Annotated in this window: 2 protein-coding genes and 1 pseudogene; all 3 read right to left on the bottom strand. The window is 58.3% G+C overall.

Annotation, left to right across the window (positions count from 1 at the left end; translation table 11 throughout):
* Nucleotides 1–189 (bottom strand): annotated as a pseudogene (locus AAAB16_RS09210) (hypothetical protein); the annotation flags it as partial.
* Nucleotides 190–641: 452 nt separating this feature from the next.
* On the bottom strand, nt 642–2012 hold the full coding sequence (locus AAAB16_RS09215) for a DUF1329 domain-containing protein (protein ID WP_340663067.1): 1371 nt from the start codon (nt 2010–2012) through the stop codon (nt 642–644).
* A gap of 66 nt (nt 2013–2078) precedes the next feature.
* Nucleotides 2079–3424, bottom strand: a 1346-nt coding sequence (locus AAAB16_RS09220) for a DUF1302 family protein (RefSeq protein ID WP_340663068.1), incomplete at its 5' end; no start/stop codon positions are given.

Genomic DNA, 3424 nt, shown 5'->3' on the forward strand with positions numbered 1-3424 from the left:
TGGGATCGAGTAGACGGTGGCCGAGTCGTCGGTCGCCGCTTGCGCGGGCAACGGTGCCACGAAACTCAGTACGGACAACACACTACACAGCGAAAGCACGTTAGCCAGCGGCGAGTGGAAGCGGAACGCTGGTGTGCGGAGTTGCTTAGCTTCACCAGACTGGGTGCGCCGCATGACGGGCTCACTCATACACCTTTCCCCTTTATTGTTATGGGATATCAGCCTTTTAGCAGGCCGCCTATCCTATCCAGCTTTCGAAAGGTCTGACAATCGACGAGACGTTATGTTTTGTTAAGGCAAACCCGCGTGATTGACACGTTATAGGCACCTCTGATGCATCAGGATAGATACCCCTGATACACAAAGGCCGCTACAGCTGTAGCGGCCTTTGGCGAACACTACACAACCCGCGATGCATTGCCTACACCACAATCACGCCGAACGGCCGGTAGGGTGTGCTGTGCACACCGTGGCGGCCTGCCAGCAAACCGCTTGGTGCGCACAGCACACTCTACAAAAGCCGCGCAACGCCCGGCGCAGAAACGCAAAAACCGTAGGGTGTGCTGCGCGCATCAGGGGTCAATACGGTTGCCCCGGTGCGCATAGCACACCCTACGGTTTAGGCCGCAGGGCGGTTTAGATCAACGGGTACCGCGACGACGCAGCGCGGCTGGCTTGAAGTAGCCGTCGTCTGGAATCGGCTGGCTGAAGTCGATGGTGGTCGGCTCTTCGTTGTCGAGGTTTTGTACGTGGTAACGACGGGCTTGCAGGTCGTGGAACACGTCCAAGGCAGTCCAGGTGGTCGGCAGCTCGTAGAAGTTTTTCAGGTAAGCCAACGATACGCGCCACAGTTCACCACGGCCGTCGTACTGGTCCACTTCCGCTGCTTGCCAGCTGTCCTCGTCGAGGAACAGCACGCGCTTGGAGTAGATGTGGCGCGCGCCCGCTTTCAAGGTGCCTTCTACTACCCACACACGGTGCAGTTCGTAGCGGGTGTAAGCCGGGTTGAGGTGGCCCACTTTCAGCAGGTCGGCGTACTTCACGTCCGGCGCGCTGATCTTGTAGTTGTTGTACGGAATGTAGATTTCTTTCTTGCCGATCAGCTTCCAGTCGTAGCGGTCTGGCGAGCCGTTGAACATGTCGGTGTCATCGGCGGTACGCAGGCCGTCAGCAGCAGCGATCGGGGTGTCGTAGGCCAGGTTTGGCGCGCGACGTACGCGGCGCTGACCGGCGTTGTAACCCCAGGCCTGACGTGGCTCTTTAACCTGGTCCAGGGTCTCGTGAACAAGTACCGCGCCGCCAGCCAGGCGTGCCGGGCTCTTGGTAAAGGACAGGTAGTAGAACAGGATGTTGTTCAGATCCGAGTAGTTACTTTTCGGGTCGTAGAAACGGAACAGCGCTTCTTGCTGCGAGGTCACCAAGGTGAAGTCGCCATTGCGCTGCACAGCGACTTCCGAGGCGCGACGCACAATGTAAGTACCGCGGTAGCGCGCAATGTGGTTCCACACGGCTTCTACGCCGTTTTGCGGAATCGGGAACGGGATGCCGCCGTAGGCGTCAGCAAAACCGTTGCCGCCGTCCAGCAGCTTGGCGGTGGTGGCGTTCTTCAAGGTGTTGTCGTAAACCCACTGCGGCGCGGAGCCGGAGCGACGGGTCGGGTACACCGGCAACTGGTAGTCAGTTGGGTAGGCATTGAACATGGCGATCTGACCTGGGGTCAGGTTGGCCTTGTACTGATCCATGTTGGCTTTGGTGATGGTGAACAGCGGCTTGTCGCCGGCGAACGGATCAACATGGTGCTGGCCTGGGGTTTTGTACTCGGCCGGGGCCTTGGTGATGCCACCGGTCCAGGCCGGAATGGTGCCTGCCGCGTTACCGGCTTTTTCCGCACCGAACGGCGTCAAGGTAGTGCCCAGCTTTGCAGCTTCCGAAGACGAAACAGCGGCAAACGCGCTACCGGCGGTCAACGCCAGGGCGATCGCTGCACTAATCAGCGTGTGCTTTTTCAGCATCTTGATTCTCCGTGGTCAATCATCGTCCAGGCGCCCGTAGGCGCCCGGCTTCTTTTATAGAGGGTGTTAGAACGAGTACTTAACGTTGACGCCGATGTTGTCGCGGTCGCGGCTGGAGTTGTTCTGGCCACCACCGGAAAACTCGGTGTAGGCCAACTCGCCTTCCAGGCTGTTCAGGTAGCTGGCTTTAACACCAACGGTGTAAGCCTTGCGACCTTCGATAAAGCTACCGGTCTGGTACGAGTTACCTTCGAAGTCGTCTTTGTAGACAACGTACGGGGAAACGTTTACGCCGGCGTATACGTCGTTCCAGGTACCCGAGAGCACCAAGGTGTAGCCGTAAGCGTTTTTGTTGACCTGGTCGTCGCGGTCACCGCCAGAGATATACGAGGTGTTGCCACGGCCGGAGTAGTAACGGGTGTTGCCTTGGAAGTCGGTGTACTTCAGGTCGCTGCCACGCAGGTGCTCGGAAGCCAATTCAGCAACGCCGAACAGAGAGTCGAAGGTCGCAACAGGGCCGAAGTTGTAGATGGTGCCCAACGAGGTGTTGAACGCTTCTACGCGCTCGACGTTATGGATCTCGTCGCCCAGTGCAACTTGCTGACCGCCAATGTTCACCGTCTGGTTACGCGCCAGTGCCGGAGCTTGACGCAGCAAATCGCCCAGCAGGTCGTTAGTGGTGGCGATGCCGATTGGCAGGTTCGGGCGGTAAGCCAATTCACCGAATACCGAAGCATCGCCAAGCGTGGTGTTGAAGCTGAAGCCGTACATACGGATATCTTCAGAATACTCACGGTGAGCGTTTACTTGGTTGGCTACGTCGGCAGTGATGATGCCGCCAGCGGCTTGGGTAACGCTTGAGGCGACGGAGTTACTGAATGCCGCTGCGACACCTGGAGGTGTTGTGCCGCCTTGCAGGGCAGCAAGGAAGGCGTTGGCGTTGGCATAGCCGAAACGAGCAGCGTACTGAGAAGCCACGGCGTTGGTGATCGCCGGTGTAATGGCGCCGGCAATGGCCGTGGTGTTAGCTGCGGTCAAACCCGCGTAACGACCCAAGTCAGCAGCGATGGTCGGCTCTTTAGCGTGGTAGTTAACAAAGTAGGCACCGAACTCAGTGGAGTTCAGCTCTTCGGCGATGTACCGGAAAGCAATACCGTACTGACCATCGTTTTTCGCGTTGATGTCCGGACCTACGGAGGCCACCTTAATGGTGCCGTCGGCACTGATATTGCGACCGCCAACCAAGCCGCCAACACCTAAGGGGCTAAGCGAGTTGTAGAACGGAGCAACGGCAGCCAGTGCAGGCTGAGCGGAATACGCGGTATTGCCACCATCGGCAAACAGGTCGGTCTCGGAGAAGTAAGTACCCACCGGGTCGATAGCCGACTCTTTCCAGTTGAACTGGTAGAAGG

Origin of the sequence: Pseudomonas sp. (assembly GCF_037994325.1) — a bacterium.
In the GTDB taxonomy this organism is placed as follows: Bacteria; Pseudomonadota; Gammaproteobacteria; order Pseudomonadales; family Pseudomonadaceae; genus Aquipseudomonas.

Bases quoted from the DNA above. Each gene is read 5' to 3' on its own strand.
- AAAB16_RS09215 (WP_340663067.1), bottom strand. From the start codon at position 2,012: ATGCTGAAAAAGCACACGCTGATTAGTGCAGCGATCGCCCTGGCGTTG.